General features: G+C 49.8%; 23 protein-coding genes. 20 read left to right on the top strand and 3 right to left on the bottom strand.

From position 1 onward, the window contains the following. Positions 1-193: 193 nt before the first annotated feature. The 5 genes from NZM05_03120 to NZM05_03100 all read left to right on the top strand — a co-directional run bounded on the left by NZM05_03120 (position 194) and on the right by NZM05_03100 (position 5,646). Positions 194-2,440 carry a SpoIIE family protein phosphatase gene (locus NZM05_03120; protein ID MCS7012612.1) on the top strand — a complete coding sequence of 749 codons (2,247 nt, stop codon included), beginning with the start codon at positions 194-196 and terminating at the stop codon, positions 2,438-2,440. 117 nt (positions 2,441-2,557) lie between these two features. Then, positions 2,558-2,917, top strand: coding sequence for an STAS domain-containing protein (locus tag NZM05_03115; protein ID MCS7012611.1), 360 nt, complete (start codon positions 2,558-2,560; stop codon positions 2,915-2,917). Between the two features lie 18 nt (positions 2,918-2,935). After that, on the top strand, positions 2,936-3,382 hold the full coding sequence (locus NZM05_03110; protein ID MCS7012610.1) for an ATP-binding protein: 447 nt from the start codon (positions 2,936-2,938) through the stop codon (positions 3,380-3,382). A gap of 7 nt (positions 3,383-3,389) precedes the next feature. Then, positions 3,390-5,138, top strand: a complete 1,749-nt coding sequence (locus NZM05_03105) for a SpoIIE family protein phosphatase (protein ID MCS7012609.1) — start codon at positions 3,390-3,392, stop codon at positions 5,136-5,138. Positions 5,139-5,157: 19 nt separating this feature from the next. Continuing rightward, positions 5,158-5,646: a hypothetical protein gene (locus tag NZM05_03100; protein MCS7012608.1), complete on the top strand. Its 489-nt coding sequence runs from the start codon at positions 5,158-5,160 to the stop codon at positions 5,644-5,646. A gap of 72 nt (positions 5,647-5,718) precedes the next feature. Here the strand turns inward: NZM05_03100 and NZM05_03095 are convergent, their stop codons facing one another. Then, entirely contained in the window at positions 5,719-7,362 is a 1,644-nt protein-coding gene (locus NZM05_03095; GenBank protein ID MCS7012607.1) for a TldD/PmbA family protein, read from the bottom strand. A gap of 199 nt (positions 7,363-7,561) precedes the next feature. Here NZM05_03095 and NZM05_03090 point away from each other — a divergent pair, with 199 nt between their 5' ends. From NZM05_03090 to NZM05_03040, 11 genes are all read left to right on the top strand, one after another. Further along, a complete protein-coding gene (locus NZM05_03090) occupies positions 7,562-8,563 on the top strand; it encodes a CPBP family intramembrane metalloprotease (GenBank protein ID MCS7012606.1) in 1,002 nt (333 codons plus the stop codon). Between the two features lie 58 nt (positions 8,564-8,621). Then, positions 8,622-8,888, top strand: coding sequence for a DUF2007 domain-containing protein (locus tag NZM05_03085; GenBank protein ID MCS7012605.1), 267 nt, complete (start codon positions 8,622-8,624; stop codon positions 8,886-8,888). Positions 8,889-8,899: 11 nt separating this feature from the next. Continuing rightward, positions 8,900-9,691 (top strand): phosphatidate cytidylyltransferase, encoded by a 792-nt coding sequence (locus NZM05_03080; GenBank protein ID MCS7012604.1) that lies wholly within the window; start codon positions 8,900-8,902, stop codon positions 9,689-9,691. An 84-nt stretch (positions 9,692-9,775) separates the two neighbouring features. Next, entirely contained in the window at positions 9,776-10,246 is a 471-nt protein-coding gene (locus tag NZM05_03075; protein MCS7012603.1) for a PTS sugar transporter subunit IIA, read from the top strand. 18 nt (positions 10,247-10,264) lie between these two features. After that, a complete protein-coding gene (gene hisS, locus NZM05_03070) occupies positions 10,265-11,533 on the top strand; it encodes a histidine--tRNA ligase (GenBank protein MCS7012602.1) in 1,269 nt (422 codons plus the stop codon). A gap of 52 nt (positions 11,534-11,585) precedes the next feature. Continuing rightward, entirely contained in the window at positions 11,586-12,464 is an 879-nt protein-coding gene (locus NZM05_03065; protein MCS7012601.1) for a prolipoprotein diacylglyceryl transferase, read from the top strand. Positions 12,465-12,467: 3 nt separating this feature from the next. After that, entirely contained in the window at positions 12,468-12,713 is a 246-nt protein-coding gene (locus NZM05_03060; GenBank protein MCS7012600.1) for a glutaredoxin family protein, read from the top strand. Positions 12,714-12,718: 5 nt separating this feature from the next. Next, the gene (locus tag NZM05_03055; protein MCS7012599.1) at positions 12,719-13,366 is read left to right on the top strand and encodes a deoxynucleoside kinase; all 648 of its coding nucleotides are present in this window, start codon (positions 12,719-12,721) and stop codon (positions 13,364-13,366) included. An 18-nt stretch (positions 13,367-13,384) separates the two neighbouring features. Beyond that, the gene (locus NZM05_03050) at positions 13,385-13,576 is read left to right on the top strand and encodes a hypothetical protein (GenBank protein ID MCS7012598.1); all 192 of its coding nucleotides are present in this window, start codon (positions 13,385-13,387) and stop codon (positions 13,574-13,576) included. A gap of 14 nt (positions 13,577-13,590) precedes the next feature. Continuing rightward, complete coding sequence (locus NZM05_03045; protein ID MCS7012597.1) at positions 13,591-14,967, top strand: HD domain-containing protein; 1,377 nt, start codon at positions 13,591-13,593, stop codon at positions 14,965-14,967. Positions 14,968-15,073: 106 nt separating this feature from the next. Then, a complete protein-coding gene (locus tag NZM05_03040) occupies positions 15,074-16,726 on the top strand; it encodes a hypothetical protein (GenBank protein MCS7012596.1) in 1,653 nt (550 codons plus the stop codon). Between the two features lie 18 nt (positions 16,727-16,744). Here the strand turns inward: NZM05_03040 and NZM05_03035 are convergent, their stop codons facing one another. Together NZM05_03035 and NZM05_03030 are read right to left on the bottom strand one after the other, a co-directional pair. Further along, a complete protein-coding gene (locus NZM05_03035) occupies positions 16,745-17,275 on the bottom strand; it encodes a DoxX family membrane protein (protein ID MCS7012595.1) in 531 nt (176 codons plus the stop codon). Between the two features lie 95 nt (positions 17,276-17,370). Continuing rightward, complete coding sequence (locus tag NZM05_03030; GenBank protein ID MCS7012594.1) at positions 17,371-19,281, bottom strand: phosphoenolpyruvate carboxykinase (GTP); 1,911 nt, start codon at positions 19,279-19,281, stop codon at positions 17,371-17,373. A 177-nt stretch (positions 19,282-19,458) separates the two neighbouring features. Between NZM05_03030 and NZM05_03025 the strand changes: the two genes are divergently transcribed. From NZM05_03025 to NZM05_03010, 4 genes are all read left to right on the top strand, one after another. Continuing rightward, positions 19,459-21,162 (top strand): Rne/Rng family ribonuclease, encoded by a 1,704-nt coding sequence (locus tag NZM05_03025; protein MCS7012593.1) that lies wholly within the window; start codon positions 19,459-19,461, stop codon positions 21,160-21,162. A 12-nt stretch (positions 21,163-21,174) separates the two neighbouring features. Further along, positions 21,175-22,020 (top strand): 2,3,4,5-tetrahydropyridine-2,6-dicarboxylate N-succinyltransferase, encoded by an 846-nt coding sequence (locus tag NZM05_03020; protein ID MCS7012592.1) that lies wholly within the window; start codon positions 21,175-21,177, stop codon positions 22,018-22,020. Positions 22,021-22,056: 36 nt separating this feature from the next. Then, positions 22,057-22,656: a class I SAM-dependent methyltransferase gene (locus NZM05_03015; protein MCS7012591.1), complete on the top strand. Its 600-nt coding sequence runs from the start codon at positions 22,057-22,059 to the stop codon at positions 22,654-22,656. Between the two features lie 150 nt (positions 22,657-22,806). Beyond that, positions 22,807-24,417, top strand: a complete 1,611-nt coding sequence (locus NZM05_03010) for an SPOR domain-containing protein (GenBank protein MCS7012590.1) — start codon at positions 22,807-22,809, stop codon at positions 24,415-24,417. Positions 24,418-24,436 lie beyond the last annotated feature (19 nt).

The raw sequence follows: 24,436 nt of genomic DNA, 5'->3' as shown, positions 1-24,436 counted from the left end.
GCACCTTTGCATACTGCTGCTTTTTTAGTCGGCCTTTGAGGGATTGCAGCGCAGCGCTGGAGTGGAGCAGCGTTAAGCGACGCTTTCGGCTAAGGCAACGCATCACTCTGGGCTTAATTGTAGTCTGCTTGCTATGCAACTTGTGCTGAAAGCGAAGCGTTAGAACGAGAGCCTTCTACATCATCATGGCGATATGCAAACATCATCGCGGCTCACATACATTTTCCTTGCACTTGTCATAGTCTGTGAAGCATCGCTCTTGCTGATTGATATCGGTCTTTTTTATGCTCATCGTGCTCGGGTGCTTTCTGGCGGACTGTATGTGCTGAAAGACCTTATTGCTATCGTGATGTATGCGGTGCTTTACTACCTGATTCGTATGCAGCTAAAACGCTATGCTTTACCGGACTCACCCCTTTGGCTTGAGCCTGCTGAATCGTTCTGGAAAGGATTTACCTCATTTGGATTACTCCTTTCTGCCACCGTCGTCTTAGGGTGGCTTTTGCCTCGTTCAGGATACGACACACAGAGTCCAGATGGATTTTGGCGTGCGATGTCGTTGCAAACTGTCTTTAAAACTCACCTTATCACGCTTGGCTTTGGTTCTCTGCTACTGGCTTCGCTGGTGGTGTTAGAGCGGCTCATTTTCTTTCGGCGTGCCAAGAATACGCAATCAAATTTCCTTGCGATGGTGGTGCTGATGCTGGTTGCCAGTCTCTCAGAAATTGGGTCTCTACCACAAGAGATTGGCAATCCTGTAAGCATCGCCTTTGCGGCACTGGCGATTGTGATGATGCTGGTCAATGCGTTTCGCCTTTCGTGGGTGTTGCCGCTAAGCCGCAGCGATAAGATTCGCACGCTCTTTCTCGTCATCGGAATTTTGGCAGAACTGGTGCCGTTCTATGCGATGGATTGCCCAGATTATTTTTTGGCTTACAGCGGCACTGTTGGGTTCTTTCTCTCAAGCATAACGACCTTCGTTGCAATTTACCTTGCTACCACGCTCTTTAGCCTACTTTCTTACTTGCCTACGTCCGAAGCGCTGGAACGAAAAAATTCAGAGGTGCGCAACCTCTACGCAATGAGCCGCTTTGCATCGGAGGTTTTTGATGAAGAAAAAATCTACTCATCGCTGGTCTCATATGCGTGCAGTGCGGCAGGCGCTTCATCATGCGGATGGCTTGACCTCTACCAGCCCTTTGATGAAAAAAGCCTAAATGCAGAGCAAGCTCCACATTTGCCTAATTTGCAGTGGAAAACCAGCAAAGGTTATTTCAAGACAGTGGTGCGCCAGAATGTATCAACGGAGCACTTGCACGAATTTGCAGCAAAGGCTCACTTTCTCTGGGAGGAAATGTGTCATAATCCACGTCAGATTCGCGTCGATGACATTGAAACCGATAGCCGCATTGTGAAAGACGCAACGCCTCTGACTAATTTCCTTCGGCGACTTGGTCGCAAGCGCCGCAAAGAGCCAGCCAAAATTGTCTCCACGCTCTCTGTGCCGCTTATTTCACGTGCCAATTTAATTGGCGTCCTAACCGTAGCCAAAGATGTTGAGTATGGATTTGTCAAAGATGATGTGGAGCTGATTAGCACTTTTGCTGACCAAGCTGCCATTGCGATTCAAAACTCACGGTTGGTGCGTGAGGTTATTGATAAGGAGCGAATGCAGCAGGAACTTGCGGTTGCGCAGAAAATTCAGCTGCGTCTTTTGCCCCATACCCCCTTAGCCGTGCCTAACTATGAAATGGATAGTCTCTCTTACCCTGCTTTCGAAGTAGGCGGCGACTTTTACGACTACCTTGCTTTGAGCAGCAGCAATAGCTCTATCTGCAAATTCGGCGTGATGATTGCTGATGTCTCTGGCAAAGGCGCTTCTGCAGCCTTCTACACGGCTGAACTTAAAGGTATCTTTCAATCACTCTGCACACTGTATCCCGATACGCCATCTGACCTTTTAATTCGTGCTAATGAAACGCTTTCACGCAGTCTGGATAGAAAGTCCTTCGTCAGTGCCCTTTACGCCATTTTTGATGTCCATAGCCACACGGTTCGTTTTTCCAATGCGGGGCATTGTCCCATGGTTCTACTTACTGCAGAAGGGGCACAACTGGTCAAAGTGCCCGGATTGGCGCTTGGGCTGAATGCAGGCGATTTGTTTCAGCGTGCCATACGCACCGAGACACTTTTCCTTAAACCCGGCGATGCGGTTGTGTTTTATACTGATGGTCTAATTGATGCGGTGAATTCAGCAGGTGAACCATTTGGTTTCGAACGCTTGCTTACGCTTCTTAGCGCGCACAAGCACCGCTCAGCAAGTGAGATTAAGCAAGCGCTGTTTGAGGCAGTTAATACTTTTGCAGGAGCAGGTGGGAGCGTCAAAGATGACCTGACTATTTTGGTTATTAAGCGTTGTGACACCCCTGCTTCACACTAACACGCAACCTTTTACAAGTCTATGATGTAAAAAAGTTGCTCGAGCACACTTATCTTTGCGTGGCATTTCCAAACAGCCTTTCACAGCAATCTATGCAATGAACTTTCTACCATAGTTATGGCTACATTCACAAGCACCGTGCGAACAGTTGGGGCAGTTACGGTCATTGACCTTTCTGGCGACTTAGATGCCCACACTTCGGTTCAGCTTGAGCGCACCATTCAAGACCTCATCCAGAAAAAGCATTTCAACCTCATCATCAACTTCTCTAACCTGAACTATATCTCCAGCGCGGGGCTTGGCGTGTTTATGGCGTTCATTGATGATGTCCGCGCCAACGGCGGCGACATAAAGTTCTCCAATATGCCCGAGAAAATTTACCAGATTTTTGACCTGCTGGGCTTTCCGATGCTTTATGAAATCTATAAAGACGAGAGAGAGGCTATTGAGAAATTCAAAACATCGGCGACGACCTAATTCGGAGCAGTTGCAACGATGGCCAACACTTATGGTTACAATCCTTACTACGCGCTAACCATATTGAGCCGAACAGATGAACTTGGGCGCGTCCGAGCCTTTGTGCGAGAGGCTGCTCTACAGTTTGGGTTTTCTGCCGCCGACGCAGAGAAAATCGTGCTTGCCACTGATGAAGCCTGTGCTAATGTGATTCGCCATGGCTATAATGGTGAGCCGTTTCACTTTATCAATATCTCAATCGAAACGAATGGTAGAGCTTTCGCTGTTGTCATTGATGATGATGGCAAAAGCTATGACCTACGCACACACATTATTCCAGACACACAGCAATACTTCAAAGAACGCCAGCGCGGTGGATTAGGCATTAAACTTATCCGCCTACTGGTTGATGAAATTGATTACATTGCCGACGGCTCTCACAACCGCCTACGCCTGACCAAACGCTTGCCCAATTCCTCAGAGTAGCTGCTCTGTGCGTTTAGCGACTTCAGCGTATCTTCCTGCCAACCAAATTTTTCTCACGATGCCTGAAGCCCATTCATTATCATCTGCGGAGACTTTGCCGACAAGCAGCACAACAGTTTCGCAACTTGATTTGAATTCATTGCTCGAGACCAGCAAAATCCTGAACGCGTCCGATGAATTGGAGTTTATCCTCTCGCACATTATCCGCACGGTGATGGGAAAGTTCCTGCTCACACGCGCATGCGTGATTACAGAATCGTATCAAGACAATTTGGAGAAAGTCTATCGTGTAGCGCTTGCACGGGGACTTAGAGACCTGCCCAAAGATTTTTTTGACTTAGATGAATTTGCTAAGCAGTTTCACCTTACACTTTTCCCTATCATCTCGCCGAAGCGAGAAATTGGCTACTTGGGACTTGGTGAAAAGCCCAGCAAAGCCCCCTTTTCTGATGCAGAGCACAAGTTTATTGAATCGCTTGCATCGCTTGCTGCCACCGCAATAGAGAATGCATACACATTTGCAGAGCTGCGCCAACAAAGCCGTATGCTCGATCAATCGGTGCAAAAGCTGCGCACGCTCTTGGAACTTGCCAAAGAATACAATGTGGCCATGAGTCGCACTGAGATTCTGCGCCTGATGCTGCGTTCCATTTCAGGGCAGATGTTCATTAAAAGCTGCGCCGCTTATCTTTGGCAAGGTGAGTCGCTCGTCGCCGAAGCCTGTCAAGGCTTTGAGACGGCTCCAGCCTCACCACAAGAGCTGCAACAGCTCTTTGCCTCCCTACAACCTGTTAAGCTCACTGCGCAAACCTATCCAGAGCTTTATGCAGCCGACGTGCGGCTTGCAATTCCGATGCGTGTTAACGAACAGCCGATTGGGCTTTTGCTGACTAGCGCCCGATATAGTGAAACCCCCTTCTCTGAATCGGATATTGATTTTATGGCGCTGGCGGCTGCCCAAGCCGCAAATGCCCTCGAGCAGCGTCGCCTATTTGAAGAGACGCTCAAGAAGCAAGCTATCGAAAAAGAGCTTCAAGTTGCACGTGAAATTCAGTCCGCACTTTTGCCACGATACCTCCCCGTTATCGGTGGCTACGACATTGCAGCCATCAACTTGCCCACTTTTCAAGTCGGTGGCGACTACTACGATGCCATGATGCTGGACGATGAGCATTTGTTCATTGCTATCGCTGATGTAACGGGCAAAGGCATGCCGGCAGCTTTGCTTATGGCTAATCTTCAAGCGTCTATCAAAGCTTATCTTCTCTCATATCAGCCCGCTACCTTTGACCTCTCGAGGTTTGTAGGCAAAATCAACACGATTATGTATGAGAATACGCCAGAGGATAAGTTCGTTACATTTTTCTGCGGCATTTTGAACTGCCGCACGGGTGTGCTCGAGTCGGTGAATGCTGGACACAATCCGCCCTATCTGGTGCGCGCTGATGGCAGTCTTATTGCACTTAGAAAAGGTGGGGTCATTTTAGGTGTGATTCCTACGCTGTCCCCCTACCAGATAGAGCGAGTGATTTTGCAATCGGGCGATACACTTTTCCTTTACACCGATGGCATCACGGAAGCAATGAATGCGCAGCGTGAACCTTTCGAAGAGACACGGTTGGAAGCCTTGCTTATTGCACATCGCTCCGACAGTGCTCAAGAGACGCTCCATGCAGTTGTCGAGGCGGTTCAGCATTTTCAACCCGAAGGGGAGCAATACGATGACATCACAGCAGTTTGTCTGAAAGCCAAATAACCACTCTACATTCAACGCTATGCACCTTGCTACCTTCTCTTTGCTTCTGCTTGGTTACGCTACGCTTTTCTTTGCAACAGAGCGAGGCGTAGCGCAGTCTGCTGAGCTCAGCGCCAGCCGCTTGCGGAGCGCACCCACTTCTATCAAACTTTCGAAGCACTCGCTAACCCTGACAGCTGACCTTTGGTATGACAACATGCCAAGCGTCGGCAACACCTACCGCAAGTCCTTGCTCGGACAGATTACGCTTTCTAGCTCACAATCACGCTTTCCACGTCTTAGTGTAAAGCGAGTCTGGGTTGTGCACGGAGAAAAAGTCTGGTCGTGCCGCACCGAACCACAAGCGGTTCGCCCTTCTCCCTCCGTGCTGCAACTTCGCTTGACACACACGCCTTCTATTGACGAGCTACCATCTGACGCAGTGGTATTTGTTGCAGCACGTCTTTTTTACCGCAACCGCACTTACCTTATCAGAACGCCTGAACAAACTGTGCAAACGGTATACTGATGCGCATAGAGATACGCCACCGTCCCTTACTAAGCCGTTCGCAGAGCCATCGTGGGGGAGACTGACCGCAACTTAGATATTGCGTGCAGTGTTAATCACATTGACGTTCTTAAAGAGTGCTGTAGCACTGCCATGCGAGACTGCATTGCTTTGTGGCGGCTGACCCTTACCATCGTTGAATGCCCCTCCTAAGCGAAAATCTCGCTCATCGCAAATCGCAACGCAAGAATTCCAAAACTCTTGCGTGTTTGCTTGATAAGCCACATCACGCAACATTCCTACAATTTTGCCATTTCGAATTTCATAGAAAAGCTGACCGCCAAACTGGAAGTTGTATCGCTGCTGGTCGATTGAGAAAGAGCCATCGCCAATGATATAGATACCTTTTTCTACATCCTTGATAATCTCTTCGGGCGTTAGGGGCGTTTTGCCGGGTGCTAGCGACACATTTGGCATACGCTGGAACTGCACATCTGCCCAGCTTTGGGCATAGCAGCAGCCATGCGATTCTTGCTGGTCAATGATATGCACTTGGTCGCGAATGGCTTGATAGTTGACCAGAATACCATCTTTGACCAAATCCCAGCGCTTGGTTGGCACACCTTCATCGTCCCAGCCCACATAGCCCAGTGAGCCTTCTTGCGTTTTATCTGCAAAGAAATTGACAATTGGCGAACCGTATTTGAACGATTTGGAACGCCACTTATCGAGCGTAGCAAAGCTGGTGCCTGCATAGTTAGCTTCATAGCCGAGCACGCGGTCCAGCTCCAGTGGATGCCCTACAGACTCGTGAATCGTGAGCCAAAGATGCGAGGGGTCTAAGACCAAGTCATATTTGCCTGCCTCGACGGACTTGGCGGAGAGCTTTTCTTGCACTTGCTTAGCCGCTTGACGAATGTCCTCAATCATATCGTATCGCTTCTTGTAGAGCGTTGTTACACCGCCTGCCGCCGTTTGTTTTTCTGATGCATCTCCCTCGAGGTACTCATACCCCATTCCGCATGGCATTGACAGCGCATTTCTTGTCTGAAACTTTCGATTGATGATGTCAACTGCCGTCACGGTAAAGGTTGGATAGATGCGATGCACATCTTGGTCAATGTATGAGCCATCGGTGGAGGCAAAGAATTTTTGCTCATTTACCATAAAGAGCTGCGAGTTTACAAAGCGAATGCCGAGATTCATTGCTTCGGCATTGACTGCTAAGAGGAAATTCACCTTGTCGGCAATTGGCACTTCGAAGGCATTTTTCTTGATAGGCGTCCTCCAAGTTCGCTCTCCCTGCCCAGCTTGTGGCGCTAGTTTGACGGGTTCTTTTTGCAAGCGCGAATTAGCTTTGGCGATAGCCGCTGCTTGCTGCGTTACGCGCCGAATGCCGTCGGGCGTTACATTATTCGTAGAAGCAAACCCCCACGTGCCATTGAGTATCAGCCGCACGCCAACGCCAAAAGACTGTGTATTGACAATACCCTGCACGCGGTTCTCACGCGTCAAAATGGCTTGATTGAGATAGCGACCAATCCGCACATCGCAATAAGTTGCTCCCAGTGACTTTGCCGTGTTTAGAGCCACATCAGCTAAGGCCTTTTTATCTGCAAAGTCCAAGAGTGGTGTGCGGGCTTGACTTTCGCTAATTGGCACCGAGAAAGCTGGCAAAGGCATTAGCGCTGCACCCAGACCTAAGCCAGCCAGTTTTAGAAAATCGCGTCGCTGCATTGCTTTGTTTGGTTCAATTGTTACAGTTTTTGTTCCCTAACGCAAGGTGCGAGGCGCTTGCGTGGCGCAGAATTTAGGCATACTTTTTCCTTAAATGCAAAAAAAGAGACTGAGCCAATGCCACCCTGCTTAGTTTGGGAAAATCGGTTTTCCTTTTGAATTTTGAGCCAAGCATTTTGAATTGAACGCATTTGTGTCAATGGAAGCACCACCGCCATCAGAGTCAAAAGAGTCAGAAAAGCCACCATCTTCACCTGTCTTTCTGCCCTACGCTGGATATTTTGAGCGTGAGCAATTCTCGCCTGTGCTAGTATCCCTTGCAGCGCTGTTTGTCTTGCTTTTTCTCTACCAGATAGGCGGCGCTATTTTCACGATTGCCTTAGCAGGTGTGGAATCACTCACTGCCCCCACAGGTCATGAAGGCGCCATGCGTGCCGCACAAGTCTTATCGCAGATTGTCTTTCTTGCCATTCCCACCTTGATACTGGTTTCACTGCACACTGGTCGCAAGCCCTTCTCAGCTATTAGTATGGAGTTTCTGGCATGGCGCGCCACACCATCTATCCACACTCTGCTTTATAGCTCACTAGCAATTATGGCAATGTCGCCGTTTCTAAGCTATGTTGGTGACTTGCAGCTGGTGATTATGAATGATGTTTTGGGTTGGGGCGACGCCATTCGCCCACTTTATGCACAGTATAAAGCGCTTTTAGAACGCCTGACACTTGTGCGCACCCCCCTTGAGTTCATTGCCGTAGTCGGCGTAGTAGTGCTGACGCCTGCGATTTGTGAGGAATTGCTCTTTCGGGGTTATGTGCAGCGCAATTTCCAGAGGGCTATGCCCTCTCGCCGTGCTGTGGTGGTCGTTGGCGTACTGTTCGGCTTGTATCACCTCAATCCTGCACAAGTTATTCCCCTCATTCTCTTAGGCGTGTATTTGTCTTATCTTCGCGCATCATCTGGCTCGCTGCTTGTCCCAATCGTGGCACATTTTGCAAACAACTTCTTCTCCGTGCTGGGTTTGATAGCGATTCGGCATAAAGAGCAGCTTGGGATTAGCGATGAACTAGCCAAACGCTTGCAGTCTGATGAACCAGATATTGCTTCACCTGAAGCGATTGGCGCAATGCTGATTTCCCTTCTGGTTACAGCAGGCCTGCTGTGGCTGTATCGCCGTTCTGTAGCGGCATCTTCACCGTAGAAAGCGTGCTTGCAGAAGTTCGTATCTCGGCGCTATAACTTTGATTTGCTATGAGGCAATGAAGTGCTTTTCTGACAGCGACATACCTCAGGCTTGGCGAACCCTTGCACAGCTTACTTCGCCAATTGAAGCCGAGCTTTTACGTGCATATTTAGCCAGTTCCAATATTGATGCCTATCTTTATTCCAAGCGAGATGGTATGCTACATAGCATTAGCGTGGCAGAGCCAGTCTATGTTTTGGTCAGAGCTGAACACTACGACGAAGCAGTTCGTCTGCTCATTGAATTGGATGCACAAGAGCCAAATTGGGAGAGTGAAAATTGAGTCTCAACTTGGTGCAGCGCATTGTCGTTGCTGCGATTTTTGGCCCGTTAATTCTTTTTAGTGTCTACACGGGCGGCCTCTTGTTCCTAGCTGTGATGCTCATTATCGCTATGGGCATTCTCTATGAAATGATGCAGATTTTCAGAGCCACACACACTTTCCCAATTGAGCCGTTGATCTATGCCTTAGGTGCCGGCTTACTTGTCAATGCGCATTATCGCTTCTTCCCCCTTGAACATTTGATTCTCGCCTCCGTTGTGCTTTTGGCTGCGGCGGAGCTTTTTCACAAGCATGGCTCACCGATTCACAACGTCGGTGCAGGACTGCTTGCGATTCTTTACGCCCCGCTATGTCTTTCAACCTTGCTTTTTTTGCGCCAGAGTGAACCCTTAGGGTCTTTGACGATGATAGTGTTTCTTGGCATCTGGGCTGTTGACACAGCGGCTTACTTTGGCGGGAAACACTCGGGCGGGAAATTTATCCAAGCAAAGTTTTTTGCGCGACACAGCCCCAACAAGACATGGGAGGGATTCCTCTTAGGGCTGCTCAGTGGGCTTTTGGTTACACTCGGACTCGGTCGCTGGTGGCTTAGCTCCGTTTCAGCCATACACTGGGTTGCGATTGGGCTCATTGTGGGTGTGCTGGGTGCTTTGGGCGATTTGGTAGAATCAATGTTCAAGCGCGAAAGTGGCCTAAAAGATTCTTCCCACCTTATTCCTGGGCATGGTGGCTTTTTCGACCGATTCGACTCTCTCTGCCTTGCCGCACCAGCCGTATTTTTGTATGCCAAATATGTAATGTAGCTCTGCGGCTTTTGCTATATTTGTAGCCTTTGCAGTTTCCGCAAAGAGTCCAGAGATGTTCGAAGTTGTTATAAGCGCCGGACAATGAAACTCTCTGACATCATCTCCGAGAAGTATATCCAGATTGGTCTGGAAGCCAAGTCGAAGAACGATTTGATAGAAAAAATGCTCATGCTGGCGTCTACACACCCTGCGGTTCTGGATAAAGCAAAGTTGCGTAGCGATGTCTTAAAGCGCGAAAAGGAGATGACCACTGGCATTGGCAAAAATGTCGCTCTACCACATGCTAAAACCAGCGCGGTGAGTGCTCCTCTTTTGGCTTTTGCTGTCCTGAAAAAAGAAGTCGAATTTGCCGCCATTGACGATGAACCCGTTAAGCTGGTGTTTCTTTTAGCTACGCCAGAGCAGATGCTTACGCAGCACCTTAAACTTCTCAGTCGTATTTCACGCGTTGTGGGGTCTGATGCAATGCGAGAGAAACTCATGCGCGCCGAATCGCCTGCCGAAGTAGTTGAGCTGTTCCAACTCGAGGAACAATCCTTCCCTGAAATCTAAGCCCATACCACCTGCAATATGAAATTTCAGTCTGTCAAAGGCACGAAAGACATCTTGCCCGACGAAAGTTACAAGTGGCAATATGTCGAACAGCGTGTGCGTGCCGTCTTCGAGCGATTTGGCTACCGCGAGATTCGCACACCGATTTTCGAAGAGACTGCTCTTTTTCAGCGTGGCATTGGTGAGACAACGGATATTGTTGGCAAGGAAATGTATTCTTTTCAACCCGACCCCAATTCAGAATCCCTCACGTTGCGTCCTGAGATGACCGCCAGTGTAGTGCGCGCTTACTTGCAACATCATCTTGGCTCACAAGCGCCCTTAGTTAAAGTCTACTACATTGCTGAACTCTTTCGCAAAGAGCGTCCGCAAGCAGGTCGCCAGCGTCAGTTTTGGCAATTTGGCTGTGAGTGTTTAGGCAGTCCGAATCCAGAAGCAGATGCCGAAGTGATTGCGCTGATGATGATGATTTACCGTGAGTTAGGAATTCGCCGCACAACGCTGCGGCTCAACAGCCTCGGCAATGCTGAGACACGCAAGACCTATCGCTCGGTTTTGCGAGAGTATTTGCGTCCGCACTATAATGCACTGGACGAAGTCTCCAAAGAGCGTTTCGAGAAAAATCCTTTGCGTATCTTGGACTCTAAGAACCCTGACTTGCAAGAACTCATTCGTCAAGCCCCTCGCATCATAGATTACCTTGACGATGAATCCCGTGCACACTTTGAAGCTGTGCAAGCCTTTCTTACTGATTTTGACATTCCCTTTGTGATTGACCCTTGCTTAGTGCGCGGCTTAGATTACTACTCTCGCACTGCGTTTGAACTGCAAAGCGAAGACTTGGGTGCACAAGATGCACTCGGCGGCGGCGGTCGCTACGATATGCTCTCAGTGCTTCTTGGCGGCGATGCCCCTGTGCCTGCCGTAGGTTTTGCTTCAGGCATGGAGCGGCTGATGATTGCAATGGAGAAGCATCACTTGTTTGATTCGCTCCGCCCCCCTGCGCCTACCGTGATGATTGTCGCCCAGTCTGACTCAGCCCGTCAGTGGGCAATTGGGGCTGCCTATCTTTTTCGCAAAGAAGGTATTGCAACCGAAGTCGATATCTTGCGACGCAGTCTAAAAGCTCAGCTCCGTGAAGCCAATCGTATGCAAGCCAAATATGCCGTCATCGCTGGTGAAAGCGAATTGCAGTCAGGGAAATTTCAACTCAAGAATCTGCAAACAGGTGAGCAGCAAGCGCTTTTACTTAGCGAAATTTTAGCACATCTAAAGCTTGATAAATGACGACTTGAAAGTTATTTTCCAGTCGCCTAACCAATGAAATCAGTCGCCACACGTGTATCCAGAGCTTTTTTCCATTGGGCCGCTGAAGTTTTACAGTTTTGGCGCCATGCTCGCCTTAGCATTTCTGGTCGCTAATTACCTAACTGCTAAAGAAGTTGCACGCAAAGGCTTACCAGATGTAACCAATACCATTCTGATTCTTTCTCTGGTGTTAGGCATTGTTGGGGCAAAGCTCTTTGATGTCGTTGAGCACTTAGATGAACTTCGGCGCGACCCGATTGGCACGCTTCTTAGCGCAGGCGGCTTGGCTTACTACGGCGGCTTAATTTTGGCACTTATTGGTAACTACATCTACCTTCGTCTCAAAAAAGTGCCTATTCTTCCATTTCTTGATGCTGCTGCTCCTGCTGTGATGCTGGCATATGGTATCGGTCGCATTGGTTGCCTCCTTGCTGGTGATGGCTGTTACGGTCAGCCTACTGATGTGCCGTGGGCAATGACTTATCCCAACGGCATTATCTCTACGCTGGCTGAGAAAAATCCACAGCTTGTGCGTGAGTTTAAGCGACTCTTTCCTGACCGCCCTGTGCCTGATGACATTCCCGTGCACCCTGCGCCGATTTATGAAACGCTCTACGCTCTCATGTTCTTTGCTGTGCTCTGGCGCATGCGCCTGCAGCCTCGCCCCGATGGACAGCTATTTTTTCTTTTTCTGGCACTTCAAGCCACTGGTCGCTTTTTTGTGGAATTTATTCGCTTAAATGACATCGTTGCTTTCGGTTTAACTCAGGCGCAACTTGTTTCCATTGTGTTATGGATAGTTGCTGCTATTGGCTGGCGGTCTGTGGCTCATCAACCCGTTGCGACCACCCCTGCAAAAGTTTCAGCGAAGAAAAAGGCGGCTAAATCCAAACAAACCCTTATCACTTGAAGTATGGTTTTGGTTGAGCTTTACTCGAAAGACGGCTGCTGCCTCTGTGATGAAGCAAAAGCCGTGCTCCTGAAAGTCCGACGTGAAATTCCATTTGAGCTGCGTGAAATTAAGCTCAACGATGACGAGGATTTGATGAAGGAATATGGCTCGAAAATTCCTGTCGTCTTCATCAACGGCCGCTTAGCGTTCAAGTATCACGTCTATGAGTTAGAGCTTAAAGAAAAGCTACGAAAGGAAGCCCGGTAACATCTATGCAAGTGCCCAAATACATTGCAATTGAAGGTGTGATCGGTGTGGGGAAAACCACCTTAGCGCTGAAACTTGCCGAGCGACTTTCAGCTCGCCCAATTTTGGAGGAGTTTGAAGATAATCCGTTTTTGGAGCGCTTCTACGAAAATCCCGAGCGGTATGCCTTCCAAACACAGCTTTCTTTCTTAGCCAGCCGCTACAAGCAGCAGCAGCAATTCCGCCACTTTGACCTTTTTCACGAATACTTAATTACTGACTACATTTTTGACAAGGACAAAATCTTTGCCTACCTCAACTTACAAGACGATGAACTTCGACTTTATGAAACCATCGTCAATTTGATGGATAAATCTATCATTCTGCCTGATTTGGTGGTTTATCTGCAATCCACGCCTGAGCGGCTGATGCAGAACATCAAGCGACGTGCTCGTCCCTACGAAAAAAACATCACAGAAAGCTACATTCGTGATTTGCACGACGCTTATAACTATTTTTTCTTCCGCTACAAAAAAACCCCTTTGCTTATCATCAATACCTCCGAAATTGATTTTGTCTCAAACCCAGCTGACTTTGAAGAAATCTTTGATTTAATTTGCAACAAAACACATTCGGGGACAGAATACTTCAATCCTGAGCGAAAGCTCTATTGAACCTCATTGGGGGGCAGTATGATTCGGATTCTTCTTTTTTTCGCAATAGGGTTTGCCCTGTATTATGTGCTGCGTTTCCTTTATGTGCGGCTTAGCGCGCCGAAACATGTCAAACCGCCCTACCAGCGCCCGCTACGCTTCGACGAAATTGAGGACGCTGAATTCAAAGAAATTCAAAGCACACCGAAGTCTAAATCCTCCAGAGCGTAACATTCAGCTGCTTTATGTCGCTCCCAATGTTTCTTTTCTCGGCTGACGGCGGATATATCCGCATTCCTGTCTGGGGGCATATTCCGCTCGATCATGCACTGCGAAAAGTGATCTCCCACCCTGTCTTTCTGCGTCTGAAAGGCATTCGGCAACTCTCTTTTGCGCATCATGTTTTTCCGGGCGCTACGCACACCCGCTTCGAACATTCGCTTGGCGTCTATCATCTTACCAAACTTATCCTGCAACGCTTGGTAACGAACCCGCTGACTGCTTCGCTGCAAACCCCGTCATTTTGTTTCGATGACACAGCTTGCCGGCTTATTTTAGCAGCCAGTCTCCTGCACGACATCGGACACTACCCGCATGCTCACATTGTCGAAAAACAGCCGCTTACCAGTCAAAACGACATCGTTTTCGATGACCACCAAGACCTTACCGAAACCTTTGTGCAGCAATCCCACTCACAGTTTGGGCGACTTTACGACATCTTAGCAGACGATTGGCAACTCAATCCGAAGGAAGTAATTGAGATGGTTACGGGGCGTCAGCCGCATAAGTTTGCTAAGCTCATCAGCGGCACCTTAGACCCAGATAAGATGGATTACCTGATGCGCGATGCACACCACTGCAATATCCCCTACGGCAGCATTGATATTGAGCGTCTCATTGAATCGTTTGTGCCTGATGCCGAGCGCCGCCGTTTTGCCATCACTGAAAAAGGTATTGCGCCGCTGGAGAGCCTGATGTTTGCCAAGTATATGATGATGCGCAATGTGTATTGGCACCATACGGTTCGCGCTTTTTCCACGATGCTCAAGCGCTTCATTCAAGATGCCTTAGATGAATCCCAGTTAGAGCCCGCATCCCTTCGCCGAATTTTTTACTCCACTTCTGATGAGCGCCTGCTATTTGATTTGCGCGCTGCCATACCGTCCCGCCACACTGCTTTGCTTGCTTTGATTGATGCGCTGATTGAACGCCGACCCTACAAACGCGCAATTACGCTCAATTTTCACTTGAATCCCGATGAAATGCATGCGCTTAGTTTTCTTTCGTCTGACGCACGCCGCCGCAAGCTTAAAGAGCACGCCATTTGCACACTTGTAGCGCAAAAGACCCAAAAAACGCTCACTGGCAACGAAGTACTCATCGATGCCCCTTCGCAGAAGACCATTTTTGACCTTCAGGATTTTCGTGAGCTGCAGCTCTACCGCATCAAAGCCAGAACGTTCGTGCCGTTTAGCGAGTCAGGTGTTTCTGCCTTTCAAGCCACGCTTATTGAGTCGTTTGAGCGTGCTACCAAGCAGTTGCGCGTGATTGCCCGCGCTGATGTCGCAGCAGATGTCAAGCAACTGGAACATCGCATCATTGAAGTGCTACTTTCAGAGTAGCCTTGTCGTTTTGGCGCAACACACTTTGTGCAGCGCGGCCTTATCTTTGTAAGGCTTGGTGCAAGGCAAGCACCCTGCACAAACCAGTTCATCTCTCAGCATTTCTATGCAAGTTGTTGTTCATCTGCTTTCCGAAAACTCCCTGCTCTTGCTTTTCCTCGTTGCAGGCATCGGCTATCTCATTGGCAAAGTTCGCATCGGGGGGTTTAGTTTGGGTATTGCAGCTGTGCTGTTTGTAGGTTTAGCGTTTGGCGCACTCGGGCCGACGGTCGAGCTGCCTGAATTTTGTCATCTCTTTGGTCTTGTGCTGTTCGTCTACACCATCGGTCTAGCCAGCGGACCGACTTTTCTTTCTTCACTTCGGCGCGAAGGTTTACGGGAAAATCTGTTTGCTGTCTCTGTGTTGCTTAGTGTAGGCGCTCTTGTTACTGCGCTACACTTTCTCTTCGGCTTTTCGGCAGGCACTTCGGCCGGCATTTTTGCGGGCAGTATGACCAACACGCCCGCCTTAGCTAATGTGATTCAATACTTGCGAGAGCGCATACATGCTTTGCCTGACACAGCCGTTCAAATCTTCTCTGAACCTGTCATTGCTTATTCGCTTTGCTATCCGATGGGTGTTCTGGGCGTCATTGGAGCGATTTACATTCTGCAGCGCCTTTGGCGAATCAATTATGCCGAAGAGGCTAAAGCGTTTGCACCTCAACTTGGTGGTGCAGACCATCTCATCACGCTGACGGTGAAAGTTACTAATCCCGATGCCTGCGTAGAGACCTTAGGACATTTGCGTCATCGATACGGTTGGACCGTGCGGTTTGTGCGCTGGCTACATCAAGGGCATCTCACACTGGCGCACGATGGTGCACAGTTAGCAGTGGGTGATTTTGTCAATTTCATCGCTGCTCCTGACGAAGCACAGCGCATTGCTGCCTTCTTAGGTGAAGTGGCTCGCCGTCCGCTTGAGGACGACCGCTCGAACTTGGACTTTCGGCGCGTGTTTGTGTCGAATCCAGAAGTGGTGGGCAAGAAGCTTTCGGAGCTCCATCTACGCGAAAAGTTTGAAGCTCGCGTGGCACGCGTGCGCCGTGGCGACCACGACTTTATCCCTGACAGCGATACAACCCTGTGGTTAGGCGACCGCGTGCGCGTTGTTGCACCCAAAGACCGAATGGAGGAAGTCAGCAAATTCTTTGGGGATTCTTACAAGGCGCTTAGCGAAGTCGATGTGATTTCACTGGGCGTGGGTATTTCAATAGGGCTTCTGCTTGGATTAATTCCGATTCCGTTGCCCAGTGGCGCCACATTCAAGTTAGGTATTGCAGGTGGGCCACTGGTTGCCGGTCTTATCTTGGGAGCAAAAGGACGCACTGGCACGATTATCTGGAACATCCCATACAGCGCCAATCTTACTTTGCGTCAAATCGGGCTGGTGATGTTTCTGGCTGGCGTGGGCACGCGCGCTGGCTACGAGTTTGTGGCGCAAATTACAGCTCCCCACAGCATCTGGATTTTTCTCTCTGGACTACTGGTTACAACCAGTGCCGCATTTTCTGCGCTCTTCATCGGCTACAAGCTCTTGCGCATCCCAATGGGGCGACTCATCGGTATCGTCTCGGGCATTCACACGCAACCTGCCGCACTGGCATTCGCAAATGAGCAAACCCATAACGACCTACCCAATCTCGGTTACACAACCGTCTTTCCATTGGTGACGATTGTTAAAATCTTCATTGCACAGTTGCTCGTTGCACTGCTCTAGTCCTTTGTTTGCCGCTGCTCACTTAAACCAGATGCTATGCGGATACTTCTGATGCAGCATTTTGTCGAAGCCGAGCCAATGCCCCGTAGGAAACACGATAAAGAGCATAGCCATTGCGGACAGAATGTCAATCCAGATGTTGTAAAATGCCCCAGCGGCAAAGTTCAGCAACATAAATAGCCCGAAGGCCGCATTAAGGCGTGTGGTAACGCCAAAGACCAACGCCAATCCGATAATTAGCTCGCCTACTGTTACAATCCATGCAATTGGCATCGCAAGTGGAATTGCAAAGTATTGCAGGTAGGCTGCTTGCCACGCTTCAGGAGAAATTTCGCTCAGGCGGTCAATAAAATGCAGCCTTAGGACATCTGTCCAGAGCCAGCCGTGTATCAGCTTATGCCAAAAGCCATAGAGGAAGAAGATGGCAAAGAAATACCGCAAGGCTAAAATCAGCACTATGCCTGCGGTTTTGAACGGGTGTGCAGCAAGATAAGTCCAGCTCCAAGAAAAAGAAGTGGATGCAGCTGTAGAGAGCGAAGAAGTGTCCATAGAGTCGCCTCCATTTTAATGTGCTGAATTTTATGCATATGGCTTGGCTGCCCAGTGAAGCGGCTGAGCTGCCTTAGCTCAGCCGCCAGAGCGCATCAGGTTTTTACTGCTTCTTCGTGCGGTCGTTCTGGCGCCAGTTCCCAGTGCTCAGGCGAGCGCCAAAGGCTAGAGAGCAAAAGTTGACGCATCCAGTGGAATTCTTTGGGCAAGCGGTCGTAGATTTTTTCAAAGAATTCCTCATGCGCCAAGACCTCTTGTTTCCAGCTTTCGCGATCGACCTCCATGAGCTCTTTGAACTGTTCTTCGGTAATGTTGATGCCGCGCATATCCAGGTCATGGTAAGTGGGCATCCAGCCGAGTGGACTTTCGCAGGCGTGTGCACGGCCACGCACGCGCTCGACAATCCACTTCAGCACACGCATATTTTCACCAAAGCCCGGCCAGATAAACTTGCCGTCTTTGTCTTTTCGGAACCAATTCACACAGAAGATTCGTGGCGGGTCAGGTAGCTGTCGACCGATTTGCAGCCAGTGATTGAAATAGTCGCCCATATGGTAACCGCAGAAAGGCAGCATCGCAAAGGGGTCGCGCCGTACTTGCCCCACGCCACCCACGGCTGCTGCGGTCATCTCAGAGCCAATCGTGGCTGCCAAATACACCCCATAGTTCCAGTTTACGGCTTGATAGACCAGTGGCACGGTTGTCGCACGGCGACCGCCAAAGATAAATGCTGAAATGGGCACGCCGTTGGGGTTTTCCCACTCTGGGTCCATAGAAGGGCACTGTGAAGCAGGCGCTGTAAAGCGCGCATTGGGGTGTGCGGCTTTGCGCCCTGTTTCTTTTGCAATTTGCGGTGTCCATTCTTGTCCTTGCCAGTCAATCAGGCGCTCGGGGGGCGTGTCAGTCATATCTTCCCACCACACATCACCGTCAGGCGTGAGGGCCACATTTGTGAAAATGCAATTTGCTTTGAGCGTCTCCATCATATTGGGGTTGGACTTGTAGGATGTGCCCGGTGCCACGCCGAAAAAGCCTGCTTCAGGGTTAATGGCGTAGAGCCGACCATCTTTGCCCGGCTTAATCCACGCAATGTCGTCGCCCACGGTGGTGATTTTCCAATCTTTGAGCGGCTCAGGCGGCACCAGCATTGCAAAGTTGGTTTTGCCGCATGCACTTGGGAAAGCCGCTGCCACATATGTCTTTTCACCATCTGGGGACTGCACACCCATGATAAGCATATGCTCAGCCAGCCAACCTTCTTCGCGTCCCATCACCGATGCAATACGCAAGGCATAGCACTTTTTCCCCAAAAGCGCATTGCCGCCGTAGCCAGAGCCAAATGACCAGATAGCACGCTCCTCAGGGAAGTGGACAATATACTTGTGCTCCTTGTTACACGGCCACGGAACATCTTTTTGACCATTTACTAGTGGCATTCCGACTGAATGGAGGCACTCAACGAACTCGCCATCACCCAGCACCTCCAACACCGCACGCCCCATTCGGGTCATAATGCGCATATTGACCACCACATAGGGGGAGTCTGTAATCTCCACACCGATTTTTGAAATCGGTGAGCCAATCGGTCCCATACTGAACGGCACAATATACATCGTGCGCCCGCGCATACAGCCGTTGAACAGATTGCGCAAAGTGGCTTTCATTTCCTTCGGGTGCACCCAGTTGTTGGTCGGTCCAGCGTCTTCTTTGCGCAGGCTGCAGATAAAGGTGCGGTCTTCGACGCGTGCAACATCGCTGGGGTCAGATTTTGCGTAGTAGCTATTAGGTCGCTTTTCAGGGTTGAGCCGAATGAAGGTGCCATTTTGCACCATTAGCTCGCACAAGCGGTCATATTCTTCCTGCGAGCCGTCGCACCAGTAAATGTTGTCTGGCTGACATAGCTCAGCCACTTCTTTGACCCATTCAAGCAAGCGACGGTTTTTGACAAATGCAGGTGCGTTCAAAGATCGTTCTACTTTGGCAGTGTCAGAAACTAAGGCACTCATAACTTCTCCCAGTTGAAAGGTTTGTAAATTTTTGCGCTGCATGTGCGCCAAGCCCAAGCGGCTACACACTTAGCTAAGCAATTTACAAACCGAGAGTTGAAAAACAACGCCCTGCCAGTTAAATTGGAACTCTTTTAGCGCTCGCCAATTTGTGGCAAAACCAAATTTTCAGATGATATGAAGCGACAGATTTTGATGAATCAACAGGGCGACGAAATTCAAGTTGCAATTGTCGAAGACGGAAGATTAGCGGAACTTTTGGTAGAACGTCCAGATAGCTCTCGCTCCGTTGGTGATATTTACCTAGGTCGCGTGCAAAAAGTGGTCGAAGGCTTGCAAGCTGCTTTCGTCGACATTGGTCAAGAGCAAGATGGCTTTTTGCACTTTTCTGATGTCGGCACAACCAGCGAAGACTATCGTGCCCTCCTAAATGAAGACTTCGAAGAAGAAGATGAATCCGACGAAGATGATGAAGAAGAGGTCGCAGAGGAGACGGATGCTAGTGAGACCGACGTGGCTCTTAGCGCAACGAAGCCAGCGGTGCAGCGCTCGTCCAGCAGCACCGTAACATCGACTTCAAATGGTCAGCCGTCTGCTTCCGACACCAAGCCCGAGCGCAAGCAATCTTACACGCAGATGATTGCCAGTAAGCTCAAGCCAAACGACAGCATCTTGGTTCAAGTCATCAAAGAGCCAATTGGCAATAAAGGGTCGCGTCTGACATCTGACATCACTATTGCTGGGCGATTTATCGTGCTTTTGCCCTTTGGCGATGGGCACATTGCCGTCTCAAAGCGCATTCTTAACCGCCGTGAAAGGCGACGCCTGAAACAAATCGTGCGCTCAATGCTGCCCAAAGGTTTTGGCGCAATTATTCGCACCGTAGCCGAAGAGCAAGAAGAGGCACTGATACGCACCGATATGGAAATTTTGCTTAGCAAATGGAAACAGATTGAAGAAGTTGTCAAAACTGCCAAGCCGCCGAAACTCATCTTCAAAGAAGACACCATTACTGCCAGCGCCCTGCGCGATTTTCTCACGGAAGATGTCACGGAAATTGCCACCAACTCGCCCAGCATCTACCGCGAGGCACTCAACTACGTGCGCTGGGCAGCACCTGAGATGGAAAAGCGCATCACGCTCTACAAAGGTCGCTTGCCTTTGTTTGAGAGCTATGGCATTGCGAAGGATGTCGAGTCCATTTTTTCGCGCAAAGTATGGCTCAAATCCGGTGGCTATCTCATCATTGAGCAGACAGAGGCAATGGTCGTCATTGATGTCAATAGCGGTCGATATGCGGCAAAAAAGGAGCAAGAGGAAAACTCTTTGCGCACCAATCTGGAAGCTGCAAAAGAAATTGCCCGGCAGTTGCGTATGCGTGACATTGGCGGCATTATCGTCATTGACTTTATTGACTTGCTCGACGAGCGCAATGCGCGCAAGGTCTATGAAACGATGAAAGCAGAGCTCAAGCGCGACCGTGCCAAGTCGAATGTGCTCCCTATGTCAGACTTTGGTATTATGCAAATTACGCGCGAGCGCATTCGCCCCAGTTTGATGCAACGCTTGGGCGACCAGTGCCCTGCCTGCGGTGGCACGGGCATTATTCAAGCCCGCCAGACCACGATTCACCAAATTGAGCGATGGTTGCGCAAATACGCCCTGCACTGCAAGCGTCCCTTCTCTCGCTTGGATTTGCTCATTAGTCCAACCGTGCTCGAGCCGCTGCAAAAGCAAGAGATACGCCCTGAATGGAAGTGGTTCCTGCAACACTTGGTTTGGGTGAGAATTAAACCAGACGACACTTTGCGTAGCGATGACTTTCGTTTCTTTATTCGTGGCACTTCACAAGACATCACCCAAGAATACAGTTCTCTCTAAGCCGATTACACAATGGACAGCCAACTTCAACTCCATATTGAGCAACTTGCCGCACTACCGACCAATGCGCTACAAGCGCATCCAAAAGCACGCGAGATTTTCGCTGAGTTCAAGTATAAGCTCAACACGGGACAAATCCGCTCAGCTGAAAAAATCGATGGGGTATGGAAAGTGCATCAATGGGTGAAGCAAGGCATCCTGCTGGGCTTTCGCTTAGGCGAACTTCAAAAGGTCAATGCTTCGCCTCCTTTCAGCTTCGTCGATAAGGATACCTATCCGACGCAGCAATTTACGCCTGACCAAAAAGTGCGCATTGTGCCCGGTGGCACAACTGTGCGCGACGGCGCTTACCTTGCGCCCTCTGTGGTCGTGATGCCTCCTGCTTATATCAACGTTGGCGCTTTCGTCGATGCTGGCACGATGATTGACTCGCATGCCTTAGTTGGCAGTTGCGCGCAGGTTGGCAAGAATGTGCACCTTTCCGCAGGCTCACAGCTGGGTGGCGTGCTGGAACCAGTGGGGGCGCTCCCTGTTATCATTGAGGACGGCGTGATGATTGGCGGTAACTGTGGCATTTACGAAGGCACAATTGTCGAAGAGCGCGCGGTCATCGGCACAGGCGTTATTCTTAATGGCTCAACACCAGTCTACGATGTGGTCAATGGACGCATTTTGCGCAAGACCGCTACCTCTCCGCTGGTGATTCCAAAAGGGGCAGTGGTCGTGGCTGGCTCACGCCCTGTTACCAAAAATGCGTTTGCTGAGGCACACGGACTGTCTATCTACACACCGCTCATTATCAAGTATCGTGATGAAAAAACCGACCTTGCAACGGCACTGGAAGAGCTGTTGCGGTAGCATCTGAAGGCAACTTAGCGTTTTCTGAAAAAGACAATGGACCTAAGCAGCAACCTTCTTTCAAAAGCACAGCGGCTTTTTCGGCACGTACTCGGTAAAGACAACGAAGAAAAGTGGCAAGAACAATACGCTCGCGGCGAGTGGGCTTGGCTGCGCAACTTAGATGAACTGGCGCACCATAGCATCTTAGCAGGTTACTTTATGCGCCTCAAACCCAAAGGTTCGCTTCTGGATATGGGCTGCGGCGAAGGCATCTTGCAGGAGAGCATTCCCGAAGTGATGTATTCTAAATATGTCGGCGTGGATTTTTCAGAGCCAATTAAGCTGGCTGCACACAAATGCACGGAACGCACCCACTTCGTTGTTGGTGATATGAACACTTACGTGCCCGAAGAGCAGTTCGATGCCATCGTGTTCAACGAATCCATCTATTACCTGCACAATCCCTTGAAAGGCTTCCAACGCTACGCCCAGTATCTGAAGCCAAACGGCATTTTTCTGGTCTCTATGTTTGTTAAAGATAAGCATGAACAAATCTGGCGAGAGATTGAAAGTGCCTTTCCGCCTATTGACGCCGTAACGGTCTATAACCAGAAAGGCATAGGGTGGAAGTGCAAAGTTTTAGCTCCACTCTGAGCCTAACCGTTACCATCTTTCAGCAGACAATTTTTTGGCACTGGCGCTCTTGATTCTGCTTTGGCACATTTGAACGGATTGCTTTGCCCAGAGAGTTTAGCTATGTTATGAACGCATAACCCAACAGAGTAATTCAGCATGGCTTCAACTTTGGAAATCATTGCAAAATCACTTGCGCCTGCGCTAGGTCTCTCAGCCGAGAAAGTTGAACAGTGGTTAGAAGTGCTGGTATATCGTGCCGCTGAGGAACTTTTGCTATCTGGGTCGGTGCATCTTTCAGGGATTGGTGTCTTGCGCAAGGTGCATATTCCCTCTCGCCCTGTTGAAGAGCATGGCCACACCAAGCTCTTGCCTCCTCGCGCTGCCCTTGAGCTTCTTCCAGAGCAGGAAGACAGTGCAGGATTTCTTTATGATGTAGCGATTGACGATTTGGGTTTGGAAGAAGATTTGGCGGAAAGATTCGTTGCAGGCGTTGCCACTGCCGTCCAAAAAACGCTGGAATTCAAATCGCGCGTGGAGCTTGGTCAGCTGGGCACGCTTCACAAAACTGAGCAAGGGGTTACCATTGAGCCATCGGAGTGGATACTGGATTTGCTCAATAAGCCATACCAGATGTTGGATGCGCTGCCCCTGTCTGCTCCCAAAGCGCCCTCTCAGCCTAATATGGCGGCTACTGCATCCGTTGCAGATGCAACGCCTGTAACAGAGAGCCAACCACGCATCCACAGCACCCCTACGGAACCGCCTCAGCCTACGCTCACTTCTCCCGAGTCATCACCTGCTATCTCGCATGTAACGCTTGACCCTACAGAGTTTGGGTTAGATGCCCCCAATCAGGCGGCTGAGAACACCCCACAAATTTTCTTGCAGCAATCCGGGCTTCTTGCAGACTTAGAAAAGAAGCATCGGCGAAACAAAGATAAGAAAGCACCTTTTCAGCCACCGATTCCTACTTCTCCTGAGGAAGTTGAAGCCCTCCTGCAGCCGTTGCAATCCTCCTCATCGCACGACACCCTTGCTACACCTTCTGAGCACAGTGTGGTTGAAGCGGTTTCGGCTGCAGCAAACACCTCCTCCACAGGAGAAAAGTTGGCTGCTGCACCTGCTGTTATACGTACTCCACGAGAAGAGCTTAGCCGAGGTGCAATCCTCACACTCATTGGTGTGGCAGTAGCGGTGGTAGCGGTTGTTGTGATGTTCTTTTTCTACGCACGCAGCACGCGCACCTTTCCGACCTCTTCGCCAGTGGCTCAGAATTCAGCCTCGAGCCTTTCTAAAGCCAGTGAAGGGGCTCGTAAAGAGAGTCAAGCCAGCCCATCATCTACGCCGCATGAGCCAAAATCGCCAGCGACAACTAGCAACCTACTGGATAGTGATGGCGCACACTCTGCTGGCAAGCCCAGTGCAAGAACAACTGACAAACCACCCGTTAGTCAAGCTACCCCGACCAGTATCACGGCACCAAAAGCAAGTTCTTCTGCAAGCACTTTGCCGCCTGAACTCTCTACGCCTGTAAGTGAAGCAAAGGGTGGCTGGACGATTGTTGTGGCGTCTCGTCCTACCGAGCAAGAGGCTAAGCAAGTCGCTGCGACCTTTGCCGAGAAGGGTTTTAGCGTCAGTATTAAACCACGCACGGTGAACGGCGAGATTCGCTACCGCGTCCGTGTTGGACAATTTGCACAGCAGAGCGACGCTCTCAAAGCAATTAGAGATTACGCCTCGCAACTTCCCAAAGGTGCATTTCTCGATAAGATTCAGTAACTTCAAGCAGTTTTCAATC

The organism is Chloroherpetonaceae bacterium (assembly GCA_025056565.1).
Classification (GTDB): Bacteria; Bacteroidota; Chlorobiia; order Chlorobiales; family Thermochlorobacteraceae; genus Thermochlorobacter.
Note: the sequence above shows the minus strand (reverse complement) of the source record. Positions and strands in the feature narration are given on the sequence as shown.

Excerpts from the sequence above, each read along its gene's own strand:
- NZM05_03060 (MCS7012600.1), top strand. The coding sequence starts at position 12,468 with ATGGTTTTGGTTGAGCTTTACTCGAAAGACGGCTGCTGCCTCTGTGAT.
- NZM05_03045 (MCS7012597.1), top strand. The coding sequence starts at position 13,591 with ATGTCGCTCCCAATGTTTCTTTTCTCGGCTGACGGCGGATATATCCGC.
- NZM05_03055 (MCS7012599.1), top strand. The coding sequence starts at position 12,719 with ATGCAAGTGCCCAAATACATTGCAATTGAAGGTGTGATCGGTGTGGGG.
- NZM05_03020 (MCS7012592.1), top strand. The coding sequence starts at position 21,175 with ATGGACAGCCAACTTCAACTCCATATTGAGCAACTTGCCGCACTACCG.
- hisS (MCS7012602.1), top strand. The coding sequence starts at position 10,265 with ATGAAATTTCAGTCTGTCAAAGGCACGAAAGACATCTTGCCCGACGAA.
- NZM05_03035 (MCS7012595.1), bottom strand. The coding sequence starts at position 17,275 with ATGGACACTTCTTCGCTCTCTACAGCTGCATCCACTTCTTTTTCTTGG.
- NZM05_03120 (MCS7012612.1), top strand. The coding sequence starts at position 194 with ATGCAAACATCATCGCGGCTCACATACATTTTCCTTGCACTTGTCATA.
- NZM05_03095 (MCS7012607.1), bottom strand. The coding sequence starts at position 7,362 with ATGCAGCGACGCGATTTTCTAAAACTGGCTGGCTTAGGTCTGGGTGCA.
- NZM05_03090 (MCS7012606.1), top strand. The coding sequence starts at position 7,562 with ATGGAAGCACCACCGCCATCAGAGTCAAAAGAGTCAGAAAAGCCACCA.
- NZM05_03085 (MCS7012605.1), top strand. The coding sequence starts at position 8,622 with ATGAAGTGCTTTTCTGACAGCGACATACCTCAGGCTTGGCGAACCCTT.
- NZM05_03075 (MCS7012603.1), top strand. The coding sequence starts at position 9,776 with ATGAAACTCTCTGACATCATCTCCGAGAAGTATATCCAGATTGGTCTG.
- NZM05_03030 (MCS7012594.1), bottom strand. The coding sequence starts at position 19,281 with ATGAGTGCCTTAGTTTCTGACACTGCCAAAGTAGAACGATCTTTGAAC.
- NZM05_03025 (MCS7012593.1), top strand. The coding sequence starts at position 19,459 with ATGAAGCGACAGATTTTGATGAATCAACAGGGCGACGAAATTCAAGTT.
- NZM05_03115 (MCS7012611.1), top strand. The coding sequence starts at position 2,558 with ATGGCTACATTCACAAGCACCGTGCGAACAGTTGGGGCAGTTACGGTC.
- NZM05_03050 (MCS7012598.1), top strand. The coding sequence starts at position 13,385 with ATGATTCGGATTCTTCTTTTTTTCGCAATAGGGTTTGCCCTGTATTAT.
- NZM05_03110 (MCS7012610.1), top strand. The coding sequence starts at position 2,936 with ATGGCCAACACTTATGGTTACAATCCTTACTACGCGCTAACCATATTG.
- NZM05_03100 (MCS7012608.1), top strand. The coding sequence starts at position 5,158 with ATGCACCTTGCTACCTTCTCTTTGCTTCTGCTTGGTTACGCTACGCTT.
- NZM05_03015 (MCS7012591.1), top strand. The coding sequence starts at position 22,057 with ATGGACCTAAGCAGCAACCTTCTTTCAAAAGCACAGCGGCTTTTTCGG.
- NZM05_03040 (MCS7012596.1), top strand. The coding sequence starts at position 15,074 with ATGCAAGTTGTTGTTCATCTGCTTTCCGAAAACTCCCTGCTCTTGCTT.